This is a genomic window from Vulgatibacter sp. (assembly GCF_041687135.1).
Taxonomy (GTDB): Bacteria; Myxococcota; Myxococcia; order Myxococcales; family Vulgatibacteraceae; genus JAWLCN01.
On the sequence record NZ_JAWLCN010000004.1, the window covers coordinates 121478 to 136023 of the forward strand.

A 14546-nucleotide genomic window follows, 5' to 3' on the forward strand; every position below is an offset into this window, starting at 1 on the left:
CGGCGCGATCCGGCACAGGGCCCCCGGTGCTGCTCTACCTGCCGATCAGTAGCGGTAGTGGTCGGCCTTGAAGGGGCCGTTCTGCGGCACGCCGATGTACTTCGCCTGGTCGGCGCTGAGCTTCGTCAGCTTGGCGCCGAAGGCGGCGAGGTGGAGCTCGGCGACCTTCTCGTCGAGGGCCTTGGGGAGCGTGAAGACTTCCTTCCCGTAGCTCTTGCCGTTCTTCGCCAGGTCGATCTGGGCGAGGACCTGGTTGGCGAAGGAGTTCGACATCACGAAGCTCGGGTGGCCGGTGGCGCAGCCGAGGTTCACGAGGCGGCCCTCGGCGAGCACGATGATCGAGCGGCCGGTTGCCTTGAACTTCCACTCGTGGACCTGGGGCTTGATCTCGATCTTCTCGACCTCGCCCTTCGCCCGCATCTTCTCGAGACCGGCCATGTCGATCTCGTTGTCGAAGTGGCCGATGTTGCAGACGATGGCGTTGTGCTTCATCTGCGCCATGTGGGCGGCGGTGATGATGTCCTTGTTGCCGGTGGCGGTGACGAAGATGTCCACGTCGGCGACCACGTCGTCGATGGTCACCACGTCGAGGCCCTGCATGCAGGCCTGGAGCGCGCAGATCGGATCGATCTCGGTGACGGCCACGCGGGCTCCCTGGCCCTTGAGCGACTGCACCGAGCCCTTGCCCACGTCGCCGAAGCCGAGGACGAGGCACTTCTTGCCGGCGATCATCACGTCGGTGGCGCGCATGATCGCGTCGACCAGCGAGTGGCGGCAGCCGTAGAGGTTGTCGAACTTCGACTTGGTCACCGAGTCGTTGACGTTGATCGCGGGGAAGAGGAGCGTCCCCTCGCGCTGCATGTCGTAGAGGCGGTGCACACCGGTGGTGGTCTCCTCGGAGACGCCCTGGATACCGGGGGCGATCGCGTTCCAGAACTTCGAATCGAGCGCGTGCACGTCGCGGAGCAGGGTGAAGAAGATCTGCTCCTCGGCCACCTCGGTGGAGGAGGGATCGACGGTCTTGCCGGTCTGGCTGACCTCGTAGCCCTTGTGCACGAGCATGGTCGAGTCGCCGCCGTCGTCGACGATCAGCGTGGGGCCCTTGCCGTCCGGCCAGCGGAGCGCCTGCAGGGTGCACCACCAATACTCCTCGAGGGTCTCGCCCTTCCAGGCGAAGACGGGGACGCCGGCGGGCTCCTCGGCGGTGCCGCCAGGGCCTGCCACCACCGCGGCGGCGGCGTGGTCCTGGGTCGAGAAGATGTTGCAGGAGACCCAGCGCACGTCCGCGCCCAGCTCCACCAGCGTCTCGATGAGCACGGCGGTCTGGATGGTCATGTGCAGCGAGCCCATGATCCGGTGGCCCTTGAGCGGCTGCTGGGCGGCGTACTCCCTGCGGATGGCCATCAGGCCCGGCATCTCGTGCTCGGCCAGCTCGATCTCCTTGCGGCCGAAGCGGACCGACTCCGGGGAGAGGTCGCGGACCTTGTAGGGCAGGTCGGAGATCAGCGGGAGACCCGTGTTCATGAACGTGGGCATCTGGGCGCTTGCGGCGGGCGTGGTCATCTTCGGGAACCCCGTAGGACGTGTGTTCGGGCGGAGGGGATAGCGCGGGAGGCTTCCCCGCGCAACAGGAGCCGCCTCGCCCCCGTTCCCGATTTCCTTCCGCTTTCCCCCGGTTCGGGTGGGGCATCGGGGCAGGAATGCCCCTTTTGGGCCTCCACCGCCCGGGAAGCCTTCCCCCATCGAAATCCTTTGCGGCTCAGGCCTCGGGACCGACGGGAAAGTCTAGGTGGTGGTGATGGCGGGCCGCCGCTCGTCGGCGTCCTCCGCTGCAGCCGCCTCGCCGTGGCCGGCGACGGCACGCCGGAGCGTCACCTCGACGCAGGTGCCCTCCTCCGGCGTCGACCGCACCGTGACCGCGCCACCGTGGGCCAAGGCGATCTCCCGGACGATGTAGAGGCCGAGCCCCAACCCCTCGCCCCGCTCGTTGGTGCGGAAGGGGTCGAAGAGGGTCGCCAGCAGTGGCGGCGGAATCGCGCCGCCGTTCTGGACCCGCACCGCCACACGGTCCGCCGCGGCGCCGTCGAGCTCGAGGCGCACGGGTGCGTCGGCGGCGCCGTGGCGGAGGGCGTTGCCGAGGAGGTTGGAGAGCACGCGGTGGATGCGGGAGGGATCCCAGACACCCTCCAGCGATCCGGTGGCATGCACTTCGACCTGCCGATCGGCTGCTGCGGCCCGGACCTCGCCGAGCGCCGCGTCGGCCACGGCCCCGAGATCGAGCCGCTCGGTACGCAGACGCAGACCGCCGCCGCTCCGAGCCTGCGCCACGTCGAGGAGCGACTCGATCATCTGGGTCATCACCTTGCTGCTCGAGCCGATCCGGGTGGCGATGCGCCGGGTCTGCTCCTCCTTCGAGGCCCGCCCGAGGAGCTGGGCGGAGACCGAGATCGCGGTGATCGGCGAGCGCAGATCGTGGCCCAGGGCAGCGAGGAAGAGCTCGTTCAGGCGGAGCGTCTCGCTGAGCTCCTCGACCAGCCGCTGCTTCTCCGCCGTGGCCCGCTGCAGCTGCTCGACCTGCTCGCCCAGCTGCTGGCGCTGCCGGTAGAGCTGCAGGAAGGTGCGGACCTTGTTGCGCAGCACCAGCGGCTCGATCGGTTTGAGCAGGTAGTCGACCGCCCCCGCCTCGTAGCCACGGAAGATCCGGGCCTGCTCCCTGGCGCCGGCGGTGACGAAGATGATCGGGACGTTGCGGGTGCGGGCGCTGCCCCGCATCAGCTCCGCGAGCTCGAAGCCGTCCAGCTCCGGCATGTGGACGTCGACCAGCGCCAGCGCCACCTCGTGGGCGAGGAGCAGCTCGAGCGCCTCCCGCCCCGATCGCGCCGGCAGGATCTCGACGTCCTCCTCGCCGAGCAGCGCCTCGAGCGCCACCAGGTTCTCCGGGATGTCGTCGACGAGGAGCAGGCGCGGCCGGTGCCGCAGCGGGGTGGCGGCGGAGCTCCCCGCCGTGGCGAGGAGGCGGCCGATCCCCGCGAGCGGGAGCACGCGGTCGGGGTTGGCAGCGGCGATGGCGGCGTTCGGCATCGAGTCCACCGCCGCCTCGTCGGGAGATTGGACCACCGTTACGCCGCCGCTGCGCGCGATGGCGGCGAGCCCCTTCGCTCCGTCGGTGTTGGCGCCGGTGAGAACCACGCCCAGCGCCGCCTTCCCGTAGCAGCGCGCCACCGACTCGAAGAGCGAATCGACGGCGGGGCGGGCGAAGCGGACCGGCGGCGCGTCCGAGAGCACGGCCCGGCCCCCTGCGTCGACGAGGAGGTGGTGGGCCGGCGGCGCGACGTAGACCTTCCCCGGCAAGAGGAGCTCGCCGCCGCTCGCATGGACCACCGGCAGCGCGCAGTGGCGCGCGAGCACCTCCGGCAGCAGGCTGGTCCGGTCGGCGGCGACGTGGACCACCAGGAGCACCGGAAACGGCAGGCCGCGGGGTAGCGCGGGGAGCAGCGAGACGAGGGCGTCGATCGCGCCGGCGGAGGCGCCGATGGCGGCGATGCGAACGCCGGCGAGGCGGCTATCGAGAGGAAGGGCGCTCATTTCTTGCGGTAGATCCGATCCACACGGACCAACTCCTCGAAGGTATCGGCGTGGGCGGAGAAGCGCAGGGTCTCCTTCGACCCGAGGCCTAGGAATCCCCTGCGGACCAGCGACTCGTCGAAGAGCGAGATGGCCCGATCCTGCAGCGCGCGATCGAAGTAGATGAGCACGTTGCGGCAGGAGACGAGGTGCACCTCGGCGAAGACGTTGTCGGTGGAGAGGCTGTGGTCGGAGAAGACGATCCGCTGGCGGAGCCTTTTGTCGAAGCGGGCGCCGCCGTAGCTCGCCGTGTAGTGGTCGGAGAGCGAGCCCCTGCCGCCGGCGGCGCGGTAGTTGGCGCTGAAGGAGGCGATGCGGTCGATCGGGTAGATGCCCCGCTCCGCCTGCTCGAGGCTCTCGTGGTTGATGTCGGTGGCGTAGAGGACGGTGCGCTCGAGCAGGCCTTCCTCCTGGAGGAGGATCGCGAGCGACCAGGCCTCCTCGCCGGTGCTGCAGCCCGCCACCCAGACCTTCAGCGAGGGATAGGTGCGGAGCACCGGCACCACCTGCTCGCGGATCGATCGGAAGTAGCTCGGGTCGCGGAACATCTCGCTCACCTGCACGGTGAGCTGCGGCACGAGCCTGGCGAAGAGCGCCGGGTCGCGGAGGATCCGCCCCTGCAGCTCGGAGATGGTGGCGCATTCGTGGAGGAGCAGCGCCTGCTCGATCCGCCGGCGCAGGGAGGCGCGGCTGTAGCCCCGGAAGTCGTGCTGGTAGGAGCGCAGGATCGCCTCGAGGAAGAGATCGAGCTCCAGCTCTGCGAACGACGGCTCCATCAGACCCGCTCGCGCCTTGGCATCCAGACCCGGATGAGCGAGAGGAGCTTCTCCACGTCGATCGGCTTGGCCACGTAGTCGTTGGCGCCTGCCTCGAGGCAGCGTGCGTGGTCGTCGGGCATCGCCTTGGCGGTGAGGGCGATGATCGGCAGCTTCGCCAGGTTGGGCCGCGCGCGGATCGCCCGCATCGCCTGCAGGCCGTCCATCTCCGGCATCATCACGTCCATGAGCACCAGGTCGACCGCCTCGTTCTTCGCGAGGTGGGCGAGGGCCTCGACGCCGTTGCGGGCGATCTCCACCTTCGCGCCCTGCGGCTCGAGGATGCTGCTCAGGGCGAAGACGTTGCGGATGTCGTCCTCCACCACGAGGATGCGGCGGCCCTCGAGGATCGCGTCGCGGCTCCGGGCCTCGGAGAGCATGCGCTGCAGCTGCGCCGGCAGGCGCGTCTCCACCTGGTGGAGGAAGAGCGTCACCTCGTCGAGGAGCCGCTCCGGGGAGCGGGCCCCCTTGATGATGATCGAGCTGGAATAGCGGCGGAGCCGCTCCTCCTCCTGCACGCCCAGCTCCTGGCCGGTGTAGACGATGACCGGGGGGAAGCCGCCCTCCAGCTCGCCCATCATCCCCTCGAGCAGATCGAAGCCGGTGCCGTCCGGCAAGCGGAGATCCATCACCATGCAGTCGAAGCGCTGCGCCCGCAGGGCGGCCATCGCCTCGGCGACGCAGGTGGCGGCGAGGGTCTGCACCCCGGCGGTGGCGAGGAGGCTGCGCACGCTCTCGCACTGACGCGGATCGTCCTCGACCACGAGCACGGTGCGGAGCCGCTCGGTGAACTGGCTCTCGAGGCGGCGGAAGGCCTCGACGAGCATCTCGCGCTGGACGGGTTTGAGCATGTAGCCCACCGCGCCCATCGAGAGCGCCTCCCTGGTGTGATCCTCGACGGAGAGGACGTGCACCGGGATGTGGCGGGTCTCGGGGTCGCGCTTGAGCCGGTCGAGGACGGCGAGGCCGCTGTGATCGGGCAGGCCGACGTCGAGGAGCACGGCGTTGGGCCGGAACTTCCGCGCCAGCTCGAGCCCCGTGTCCGCGGCGTTGGCGACCAGGGTGGCGAACTGCAGCTCCCGGGCGAGTTCCTGGAGCACGGCGGCGAAGACGGCATCGTCCTCGATGATCAGCACCGCGCGATCGCCCGGCTGCAACCTGCCGCGATCGTCCTTCTCCTTTGCCGCCGGGGCCGGCTCGGGGATCGCTGCTGGCGGGAGCGCGGGGGCGGGAGCCGGGGCGGCCGCTGCAGGCATGGGCTCCTCGCCGAGCCCGAGCTCCCGGGGAAGCACGAGGGTGAAGCAACTGCCCCTGCCCGGCGCGCTCTCGAGGAGGAGCTCGCCGCCGAGGCGCTGGGCGAGGTCGCGGGAGATGGAGAGGCCGAGGCCGGTGCCGCCGAACTTCCTGCTGGTGGTGCCGTCCGCCTGGCGGAAGGCCTCGAAGATGACGTCCTGCTGGTCTGCGGCGATTCCAATCCCCGTGTCGCGCACCGCGAAGGAGACCCGGCCGTCGGGCTCGTCGCGAAGGGTGAGCGAGACGGAGCCGGCCTCGGTGAATTTGCAGGCGTTGGAGAGGAGGTTGCGGAGGACCTGCTCGAGCCGGAGGCGATCGGTGAGCAACGCAGCCGGGGCGGCGGTGGCGTCGATGCGCAGCTGCAGCCCCTTCTCGGCGGCGACCGGCGCGAAGCTGGCTTCCAGATCGCGGAGGAGGCTCTGCACCGGCACGTGGGCCGGGCGGAGATCGAGCTTGCCCGCCTCGATCTTGGCGAGGTCGAGGACGTCGTTGATCAGCGCGAGGAGGTCGTTGCCGGCGCTGTAGATCGTCTCGGCATACTTCACCTGCTCTTCGCTGAGGTTGCCGCGCCGGTTGTCGGCGAGGAGCCGGGCGAGGATGAGCGAGCTGTTGAGCGGCGTGCGCAGCTCGTGGGACATGTTGGCGAGGAACTCGGATTTGTAGCGGTTCACCCGCTCCAGCTCCGCCGCCTTGGTCTCCTGATCGGCGCGGGCGCGGGCGAGCTCGTCGCGCTGCGCCTCGAGGCGCTCGTTGCTCTGCTCGAGCTCCGTGTGCTGCTGCTCGAGGCGCTCCTGCGACTCCTTCAGGGCCCGGGAGTGGGTCTCGAGCTCCTCGTTGGCGGCGCGGAGCTCCTCTTGCTGCGCCTGCATCTCCTCGGCCTGCCGCTGGCTCTGGACGAGGAGCTCCTGCAGCCGCGTCCGGTCGAGGGCTGCCCGCATCGACGCGGCGATATTGCCCCGCAGCCGCTCGAGCAGCTCGAGATCGTCCGCTTCCACCGGCCGGACGAAGCCGAGCTCGACCACCAGCTGGAGTTCGTCGTCGATCGCCATCGGCACGAGGACCAGCTCCCGGGGCTGCATCGATCCGAGGCCCGAGGCGATCTGCCGGTAGTCGGTCGCGCCGTCGCGCACGGGGAGGATCTGCCGCTCCGCGCCGGCGCGGCCGACGAGCCCCTCGCCGAGGCGGAAGAAGGCGGGGGCGGCATCCTCGGGGAGGATGCCGCGGGTCGCCCTGCGCTCGAGGCCCTGGGCCCCGTCGGTGACGTAGAGCACCGCCACCGGTGCGTCGAGGTAGTCGCCGATGAAATCGAGGGTGTTGCGGGCGAGGGGCCCCACCGCCTGGCCACCCTGCAGGCGGGTGGCGAGGGAGGCCTGCGCGGTCTGCAGCCAGTCGCGGCGGTGGAGCGCCTGCCGCGTGCGGGCGAAGAGGTAGCCGATGCCGGCGACGAACCAGAGGGCGACGAAGCCGGTGGAGCGGTTGATCGTCGCCTTGTCGAGCGGCACGTCCGAGTTCGCCGAAAAGTAGAAATCGGTGACCATGCAGGCAGAGGCGACCAGGGCGGTGACGAGGGGCACCGTCGGCAGCCTGCTGAAGGCGGCGAGCCCCACCGGGATCAGATAGAGGACCCAGGCCGAGAAGCCGCGCGGCACCTCGAGATCGACGATGAAGATCGCCGGCAGGAAGAGGGCGAGGGCGACGAGGACGCGGGGATCGGTCCCGAAGCGCTCCTGCTTCGACGGCGCGGTGGCGGGGCGGAAGACCATGGGCGTAGGAATCGCCCGGGAGTGAACCTGCACGCAACCCGGATGAGGTAGGGCTGGGCGATCGCGGCGTTGCGGGAGGATTGGCGGTCAACACTCGGCGCGGGCCCGGGGCGCGCCGGCCTTCATTCCGAGCGGTTTTGCTGTCGAATCTTCGGAAATGCACGGGGTCGCCGCGACTGATCGCGCCCGGAGCGGCCGTGTCGGCGGCGCCCCCCGATCACGACGTGCATAGAAGCGAAGATAAGCACCCGACAATATTCTGCCAGCTCGCCGCACGGGCGGTCGGAGCTTCAGCCGACGTTGGCGAGCATGCCGCAGGCGCCCTCGATCGATTTGCCGCCGCTGTAGCGGCGCACCACCGGGCAGCCGAGGATCTGGAGGTGATCCCGGAAGGCTTCGAGCTCGTCGGCGTCCGGCGGCAGGTAGGTGCCGGTGGCGTCGTTGACGTCGATGAGATCGATCTTCACCGGCACGTCGCCGATGAGCTCCTTCAGCGCCGCCGCGTCCTCGCGGCCGGTGTTGAAGCCCTTGATCACCACGTAGGCGAGCATCGCGCGGGTCTTGCGGCTGGCGGCGTAATCGCGCACCGCGGCCATGAGCTCATCGAGAGGCCAGCGCCTCTCCACCGGCATCACCTCGACGCGCTTCTCCGGGATCGCCGAGGTGAGGCTCACCGCGAGACGGAAGTTGTGCCCCTCCTCGGTGAAGCGGCGAATCATCGGCACCCAGCCCGCGGTGCTGATCGTGATCGCCTTGGCGTCGATCGCCCCGCCGGCGGGATGGGAGAGGATCTGCGCCGCCGCGATGACGTTGCGGTAGTTGAGCAGGGGCTCGCCCATGCCCATGAAGACCACGCCGCGCACCGGCCGATCTGCCTCCTCGCGCACGGCGAGGACCTGCTCGACGATCTCCCAGGGCTCGAGGTTGCGCTTGAAGCCCATGCGGCCGGTGGCGCAGAAATCACACGCCAGCGCGCAGCCGACCTGCGAGCTCACGCAGACCACGTAGTGGGTGTCGAAGATCGGGATCCGCACCGTCTCCACCCGCTGCCCGTCGGGCAGGGCGAAGAGGTATTTGGTGAAGCCGTCCGCCGGATCCGTGCGGCGGGTGACCACCTCGAGGCGCGGCGCTTCGCAGCGCGCCTGCACCTGATCCATCACCACCCGGCGGATCTGCTCGAGCCCCTTGAGCTCGTGGACGTGGGCCCGGTTCTTCACCGACGCCGCCCAGATCCGCCGCGCCTCCTTCTCGGAGGCGCCGAAGGAACCCAGCACCTCCAGGGCGCGGGGCTCCGGAAGGTTCTTGAGGATGAGGGGCCCGGTGCTCACTTGCAGTGCTTGGAGAGGAACTCGTCGAGCTTGTCCGCCATCACCTGCGGGATCTCGGTCTCGAGCGCCCGGCGGCAGAGCCGGGAGGAGGCGCGGTACTGATCGAGGAAATCGAGACAGGGCGGACAGGCCATGAAGTGGTCGTCCAGGGCCTTCTCGTGCTCGGGGGCGAGCTGGCCCTCGAGGTAGTCGACGAGGAGATCGACGCAATGCTTGCAGGAGACGCCGTGGAAGCTCATGCGCCCTCCTTCGCATCGAAGTAGGAGGAGAGGTCTTCGCGGAGGGCGAGACGGGCGCGGTGGAGGCGGCTCTTCACCGCGGGGACGGTGGTCTGCAAGGTGTTGGCGATCTCATCGTAGGAGAGCCCGTCAAAGTCGCGGAGCATGAACACGGCCCGATAGACCTCGGGGAGCTTTTCGACCGCGCTGACGAGGCGGTCCCGGAGCTCGGAATCGAGAACGAGATCGTCCGCGCGCCGGCCCCACATGCCGGTCGGGTAGACGTCCCAATGGCCATCCGGACGAAATTTGCCGTCCGTGGTTTCGATCGGTTCCTCCACCCCGTCGACCACCTTCTGGTGGCGGATCTTCATCAGCGCGAAATTCGCGGCGATGCGGTGGACCCAGGAACCGAACTGGGCCTCCCCGCGGAAGTCGGGGAGCTTGCGGAAGGCGGAGAGGAAGGTCTCCTGGACGATCTCCAGCGCCTCTTCCTCGTTCTTCACCATGCGCAGGGCGAGGGCGAAGACGCGGTTCCGGTGGCGGCGGACGAGCTCCTCGAAGGAGGCGCGGTCCTGCCCATCCCGGAACCGGGCGACCAGCTCGTCGTCGGAGTGCAGCTTGGCGGCGGCTTCAGTGCTCATAGGCCTCGGGTGCCCTCCCCTCCGGTGGGCCGGGTGGGGGTGCCTTCTAGCACGGCGCTCCGCCTCCGGCGAGGCTGGACGGATACGCAGGGACTGTGAAGCCAGAACCGCCATGGTCGCTCTGCCCATTCACCGGCGTAGTCGACGCCGATGCGTTTTCCGGTGGAGATCTCGCCGGCGGGCCGCTCCGGACCGGCGAACCAGAGGTCGGTGCCGCTGGTGAGATCGAGTTTGTTCTGGGCCCTGTCGATCGACAGGGCCTTCGTCAGCCGCGCCGGACCGTCGGTCCTCGTGGCTTCCGCGAAGCCCCCGATCGGCTCGAGGGCGCGGATGAGGACCGCCGAGCCGATGCCCGGCCCTTCGGTCACCACGTTGAGGCAGTGGTGGAGGCCGTAGATGAAATAGACGTAGGCGTGCCCCGGCGGGCCGTACATCGGCTCGGTCCTGGGCGTCAGTCCCTTCGACGCGTGGCAGGCGAGGTCGTGGGGGCCGCAATAGGCCTCGGTCTCCACCACCCGGGCGACGTAGAGCCTTTCGCCCACGTGCCGGTAGATCCTGCAGCCGAGCAGGTCTCTGGCCACCTGCACGGTGTCACGGTCGTAGAAGTCTCTGGGGAGGGGTTCGTGGCTCATCCCCACGAGAACAGCACAGCCTCGCTCCTCCTGCCGGGGTTTGCGGTTTGCCCGGAGTAGATGCGGGAGGGCACGGTCGGTTGCGGCGGCGTCACACCGGCAGGAGCGCGGCGGGGTACCAGCTCGGGTTGTGCTCCGCCTCCCAGCGCAGCAGGCGGCGGCGCAACCGGTCGAGCCTGCGCTTCGGCGTGCGGACCGGGTGGAGGAGCCGCGGGGTGAGCGTGCCCACCGCCGCGCCCACCGCGTAGCCGGTGAGCACGTCGGTGAGGTAGTGGCGGTCCGAGGCAATGCGCAGGTAGCCGGTGGCGCCGGCAGCGATGGCCATGAGCAGCACCAGCGGCGTGCGCACCGCCCTTCGGGTGACGATCTCCGCGGCGGCGAAGGCGAAGGCGGTGGTGGTCGCCGTGTGGCTCGAGAAGAAGCTCAGGTTGTCGTCGTCCGGCTGGCGGGCGGGCGCGGTGGAGCCCTGGGGCGCGAAGCGGCCGAAGGGGCGCTGGCGCCGGAAGAGGAGCTTGGCGATCTGGCTCAAGGTGCCCGCGTAGACCATCGCCTCGTTGGCGACGAGCACGTCGGCGAAGGGGCCGCCGCCGCCCTTGAGGCCCGCGAGCACGGCGAGGGAGAGGGTCCCGCCCGGGACCACGCCGTGGGCGAGCACGTTGGAGAGGTGGCGGGCCCGGAGGGTGTCGTTCCACTTGAGGGTGCGGCGGGCCCAGCGGTCGGCGTCGTTCACCCGCTCGGCGCCGTGCTCGTCGACCTCGTTCCAGACCACCGACATCGGCGGCCGGCGGACGCGCCAGAAGTGGGTGCCCAGCCAGATCGCCGTGCAGGCGAGCAGGGGCACGCCATGCTTCAGCGGCAGGAATTCGAGATGCCCCGGCAGGCCGGTTCGCCAGAACCACCAGCGGCGGGGTGCGTGGTCTTTGCGCCTCGTGATCCCCATGGGGCTCAAGGTGCGCATCGGCGGGCGCTCGGGCTGCGGGGGGGCGGAGGGCGACGGACTTGCCGTATCCCTGGCGGAATACGGAGCGTATGCCTCGTCGCTTGCCCGGCGAGCAGGTGAGCTGCGACCATCCGGGGATGCCGCTTCGCCTCCTGCTTCCGCTGCTGCTCCTGTGCGGCTGCGTCTCGATGAACCGCTACGGCACGGCGCGGACGCTGCCGGCGGGCGAGGCCAACACCTCCGTCACCTTCGACGCGATGCTGGCGACAGCCCCGGGGATGGAGCAGGCCGACGTGACCTCGTTCGTCGCCCCGCACCTCCGGCACAACCGCGGCCTCGCGCCAGGTACCGAGCTGGTGCTGGATCTCGGGCTGCCGGGGACGCTCGGCGCCGACGTAAAGGTCGAGCTCTACCGCGGCGGCGCGATCGACCTCGCGGTTGCACCTGGCGCCAGCATGTCGTGGCTCGGGCGGACGGCGCCCAGCTTCGGCGGCGAGGTGCACCTGCCGGTGCTGGCGGACGTGGTGGTGGCACCGTGGCTGGTGCTGGTGCCACAGGCCTCGGTGGGCTGGCTCGCTGCGAAGGAGGAGGCTTCGAGCGAGCTGCGCCACAGCCCCGCCGCCGGGGGCGGCCTCGGACTCTACCTTCGCGTGGCGGACACCTTCTCCGTGCAACCGGTCGCCTCCACCACCGTGGAGCTCGACACCCTCTACGCCCACCACCGTTTCGGTCTCGCCTTCAGCTTCGGGACGCAGCCTTCCTTCCGCTAAGAGGTGTGTCGATGCACACGCTGCTCCTCGCTCTCTCGATTGCGCTCGTCGGACTGCTGGTGCCTCGCGGCGCCGCTGCCTGCTCCGACGCGCTGCCGCAGACCTACCGCGAAAATCCGGCGCTGGCCGAGATCGACCACGTCGCGCCCACCGGCACGTCGGTCCGGAAGGTCGAGGTGCGCCGGCGGATCGAGCCGGTCTTCGGCGACAGGCTCGATGGCTGCGCCGTCGGAGGCGGCGTCGGCGGCAGCATTCGCGTCGAGGTCGCGCCGGCGACCGACGACCGGAGCCCGGTCCACGCGATCGGTTACGAGGTGGAGCACGTGAGCGGGCGCGTGCCTGGGAGCTTCGTCCTGCCGCAGCCGGCTTTCGTCCTGGACGAGTGGAGTGGCGAGACGCTCGTCCTGCCGCTCCACGAGGAAGACGACGACGAGGTTCTCGACTTCCAGCTGCGCCTCGTGCCCGTGGACGAGGCCGGCAACCGCGGCCCGCCGAGCGAGCCGTTCCGGGTCCACGACGAAGGCGTCGGCTGCAGCGTGGGGGGCGGGGGGCTGACGCTCGCGGGTGCGGTGGTCGTGCTCCTGGCGCTGCGTCGCCGCATCAGGCGCGGCGGCGGGCGCGGCGGCGCTTGACGAAAGCGAGCACCTCGTCGAGCTCGGCGACGCGGAAGAGCCGGCACAGGGCGAGGTAGACGAGGCCGCCCGCTGCGACGGCGAGGCCGACCTCGAGGATCCGGGCGAGGAGCGTCTCGGTGCCGAGGCGCTGGGCGAGCTGCTCGTTGACCACGTAGGCGGCGAGGCCGCAGGGCACCGCCGCGGCGAGCACCCGCAGGAAGTGGGTGACGAGGCCGGGGAGGTCGAGGGCGCCCGCGACTTTCCGGAACATGAAGAGAAGCACGCCGAAGTTGAGCGTCGCCGCCGCCGCCGTGCCGAGGGCGAGGCCCTTGTACGACAGGTAGGGGAAGAGCGTGACGTTGAGGAAGACGTTGCCGCCCACCGCGGCGAGGGATCCGTAGAGCGGGATCCGCGAGCGGTCGAGGGCGTAGAAGGCCGGCGCCACCACCTTCACCGCGGCGTAGGCGTAGAGGCCGGTGGCGTACATCAGCGTGGCCCAGGCGGTGGCGACCGTGTCGGTGGGCAGGAAGGCGCCGTGCTGGAAGAGGAGCCGCACGATCGGCACCGCCAGCGCCGCGAGCCCCACCATCGACGGCACGGTGAGGAAGGCGACGAGGCGCAGGCCGCTCGAGAGCGTCGCCTGCATGCCCGGCAGATCCCGCTCGGCGGCGCGCTTGGCGAGGCTGGTGGTGGCGATGGTGGCCACCGCCACGCCGAAGACGCCGATGGGCAGCTGCATCAGGCGGAAGGCGTAGTTGAGCCAGGAGGGGGCGCCGGGCACCTGCGAGGCGAAGATGGTGTTGACGAAGATGTTCACCTGGGTGGCGGCGAGGCCGATGGTCGCAGGGCCCATGAGGCGGCCGATGCGCTTCAGGCCCGGCTCCGCCCAGTCGAGCGCCGGCCGGAACGAGAAGCCGGTGGCGAAGAGCGAGGGGAGCTGCACGCCGAGCTGCGCGGCGCCGCCGAGCAGGGTGAAGATCGACCAGCCGATCACCGCCTGCTCCTCGCGGAAGCCGGCGAGGAAGAGGAAGGCGCCGCCTGCGATCGCCACCACGTTGAACATCGCCGAGGCCAGCGCTGGCGCTGCGAACTTCTCCTGGGCGTTGAGCTGCCCCATCGCCACCGCCGCCAGCGAGACCAGCGGCAGGAAGGGGAACATGATCCGGGTGCAGAGCTCGGTGAGCTCCTGCTTGCCGGCCACCTGCTCGAAGCCCGGCGCCATGAAGGCGATGAGCTGCGGGGCGAAGACGATGCCGAGGAGGGTGAGCGCGCCGACGATGAGGAGCAGCGCGCCGATCACCACGTTGGCGAGGCGGATCGCCTGCTCGCGGCCCCGGTTTCTCATCGCGTCGGTGAAGGTCGGGACGAAGGCGGCGGAAAGCGCGCCCTCGGCGAAGAGATCCCGGAGGAGATTCGGGATCCGGAAGGCGACGACGAAGGCGTCGGCGAAGGCCGAGGCGCCGAGGAGCACGGCGAAGATCTGCTCGCGCACCAGGCCGAGGATCCGGGAGAGCATCGTCGCCGCGGAGACGAGGAGCGCCCGGGCGCCCATCTTCGGCGCAGCGGTCTTCGGCGGCGGCGTGCCTGCGGCGAGGGGCGGCGCTGGGGCGTCCGGCAGGAGCTTGCGCTGCGGCTGCTCGCTCAAGGGGTGAGGCTCGCGATCTGCTCGGCGAGCTCCTCGCCGGTGGCGGCGCCGACGGGCATGCCGTCGACGATGGCGATGGCGGCGACGTTGCACTGGGGGCAGCGCTGGAGGCAGTCGCGGCGCTCGACCTCGATCCCGGCGCCCTTGCAGGCATCGAGGATCGCTTTGGCGGCGGCGCCACCGAGGCGCATCAGGTTGGTCTTGCAGAGCTGGGCCTTCACGGCGGCGCAGTCTGCCACGGCGCGCTTCGCATCGCCACG

The 14546-nt window shown here is 70.4% G+C and carries 13 protein-coding genes; 2 read left to right on the forward strand and 11 right to left on the reverse strand.

Annotated features, from left to right (window positions below):
* Positions 1-45 precede the first annotated feature (45 nt).
* The 9 genes from ahcY to ACESMR_RS11690 all read right to left on the reverse strand — a co-directional run bounded on the left by ahcY (position 46) and on the right by ACESMR_RS11690 (position 11275).
* Positions 46-1524, reverse strand: a complete 1479-nt coding sequence (gene ahcY / locus ACESMR_RS11650; RefSeq protein WP_373047249.1) for an adenosylhomocysteinase — start codon at positions 1522-1524, stop codon at positions 46-48.
* A 261-nt stretch (positions 1525-1785) separates the two neighbouring features.
* The gene (locus ACESMR_RS11655; RefSeq protein ID WP_373047250.1) at positions 1786-3585 is read right to left on the reverse strand and encodes a chemotaxis protein CheB; all 1800 of its coding nucleotides are present in this window, start codon (positions 3583-3585) and stop codon (positions 1786-1788) included.
* Entirely contained in the window at positions 3582-4400 is an 819-nt protein-coding gene (locus ACESMR_RS11660; protein WP_373047251.1) for a CheR family methyltransferase, read from the reverse strand. Before ACESMR_RS11660 ends, ACESMR_RS11655 begins: the two co-directional genes overlap by 4 nt.
* Positions 4400-7495: a response regulator gene (locus ACESMR_RS11665; protein WP_373047252.1), complete on the reverse strand. Its 3096-nt coding sequence runs from the start codon at positions 7493-7495 to the stop codon at positions 4400-4402. Before ACESMR_RS11665 ends, ACESMR_RS11660 begins: the two co-directional genes overlap by 1 nt.
* Before the next feature lie 290 nt (positions 7496-7785).
* The gene (locus ACESMR_RS11670) at positions 7786-8823 is read right to left on the reverse strand and encodes a radical SAM protein (protein WP_373047253.1); all 1038 of its coding nucleotides are present in this window, start codon (positions 8821-8823) and stop codon (positions 7786-7788) included.
* A complete protein-coding gene (locus tag ACESMR_RS11675; protein WP_373047254.1) occupies positions 8820-9062 on the reverse strand; it encodes an anti-sigma factor family protein in 243 nt (80 codons plus the stop codon). Before ACESMR_RS11675 ends, ACESMR_RS11670 begins: the two co-directional genes overlap by 4 nt.
* Positions 9059-9685 (reverse strand): RNA polymerase sigma factor, encoded by a 627-nt coding sequence (locus ACESMR_RS11680; RefSeq protein ID WP_373047255.1) that lies wholly within the window; start codon positions 9683-9685, stop codon positions 9059-9061. The genes ACESMR_RS11675 and ACESMR_RS11680 overlap by 4 nt, the downstream gene beginning before the upstream one ends.
* A complete protein-coding gene (locus ACESMR_RS11685; protein ID WP_373047256.1) occupies positions 9682-10317 on the reverse strand; it encodes a DNA-3-methyladenine glycosylase in 636 nt (211 codons plus the stop codon). Before ACESMR_RS11685 ends, ACESMR_RS11680 begins: the two co-directional genes overlap by 4 nt.
* Positions 10318-10408: 91 nt before the next feature.
* Entirely contained in the window at positions 10409-11275 is an 867-nt protein-coding gene (locus ACESMR_RS11690) for a phosphatase PAP2 family protein (protein ID WP_373047257.1), read from the reverse strand.
* Positions 11276-11346: 71 nt separating this feature from the next.
* Here ACESMR_RS11690 and ACESMR_RS11695 point away from each other — a divergent pair, with 71 nt between their 5' ends.
* Both ACESMR_RS11695 and ACESMR_RS11700 read left to right on the forward strand, forming a co-directional pair.
* Complete coding sequence (locus ACESMR_RS11695) at positions 11347-12027, forward strand: hypothetical protein (protein ID WP_373047258.1); 681 nt, start codon at positions 11347-11349, stop codon at positions 12025-12027.
* Between the two features lie 11 nt (positions 12028-12038).
* Entirely contained in the window at positions 12039-12659 is a 621-nt protein-coding gene (locus tag ACESMR_RS11700) for a hypothetical protein (protein ID WP_373047259.1), read from the forward strand.
* Here ACESMR_RS11700 and murJ read toward each other — a convergent pair.
* Together murJ and ACESMR_RS11710 are read right to left on the reverse strand one after the other, a co-directional pair.
* The gene (gene murJ, locus ACESMR_RS11705; protein ID WP_373047260.1) at positions 12628-14286 is read right to left on the reverse strand and encodes a murein biosynthesis integral membrane protein MurJ; all 1659 of its coding nucleotides are present in this window, start codon (positions 14284-14286) and stop codon (positions 12628-12630) included. The genes ACESMR_RS11700 and murJ overlap by 32 nt on opposite strands.
* Positions 14283-14525: a DUF1450 domain-containing protein gene (locus tag ACESMR_RS11710; protein WP_373047261.1), complete on the reverse strand. Its 243-nt coding sequence runs from the start codon at positions 14523-14525 to the stop codon at positions 14283-14285. The genes murJ and ACESMR_RS11710 overlap by 4 nt, the downstream gene beginning before the upstream one ends.
* Positions 14526-14546: the final 21 nt, after the last annotated feature.

Bases quoted from the DNA above. Each gene is read 5' to 3' on its own strand.
- ahcY (WP_373047249.1), bottom strand. From the start codon at position 1,524: ATGAACACGGGTCTCCCGCTGATCTCCGACCTGCCCTACAAGGTCCGC.
- ACESMR_RS11655 (WP_373047250.1), bottom strand. From the start codon at position 3,585: ATGAGCGCCCTTCCTCTCGATAGCCGCCTCGCCGGCGTTCGCATCGCC.
- ACESMR_RS11660 (WP_373047251.1), bottom strand. From the start codon at position 4,400: ATGGAGCCGTCGTTCGCAGAGCTGGAGCTCGATCTCTTCCTCGAGGCG.
- ACESMR_RS11665 (WP_373047252.1), bottom strand. From the start codon at position 7,495: ATGGTCTTCCGCCCCGCCACCGCGCCGTCGAAGCAGGAGCGCTTCGGG.
- ACESMR_RS11675 (WP_373047254.1), bottom strand. From the start codon at position 9,062: ATGAGCTTCCACGGCGTCTCCTGCAAGCATTGCGTCGATCTCCTCGTC.
- ACESMR_RS11680 (WP_373047255.1), bottom strand. From the start codon at position 9,685: ATGAGCACTGAAGCCGCCGCCAAGCTGCACTCCGACGACGAGCTGGTC.
- ACESMR_RS11685 (WP_373047256.1), bottom strand. From the start codon at position 10,317: ATGAGCCACGAACCCCTCCCCAGAGACTTCTACGACCGTGACACCGTG.
- ACESMR_RS11690 (WP_373047257.1), bottom strand. From the start codon at position 11,275: ATGCGCACCTTGAGCCCCATGGGGATCACGAGGCGCAAAGACCACGCA.
- ACESMR_RS11695 (WP_373047258.1), top strand. From the start codon at position 11,347: ATGCCTCGTCGCTTGCCCGGCGAGCAGGTGAGCTGCGACCATCCGGGG.
- ACESMR_RS11700 (WP_373047259.1), top strand. From the start codon at position 12,039: ATGCACACGCTGCTCCTCGCTCTCTCGATTGCGCTCGTCGGACTGCTG.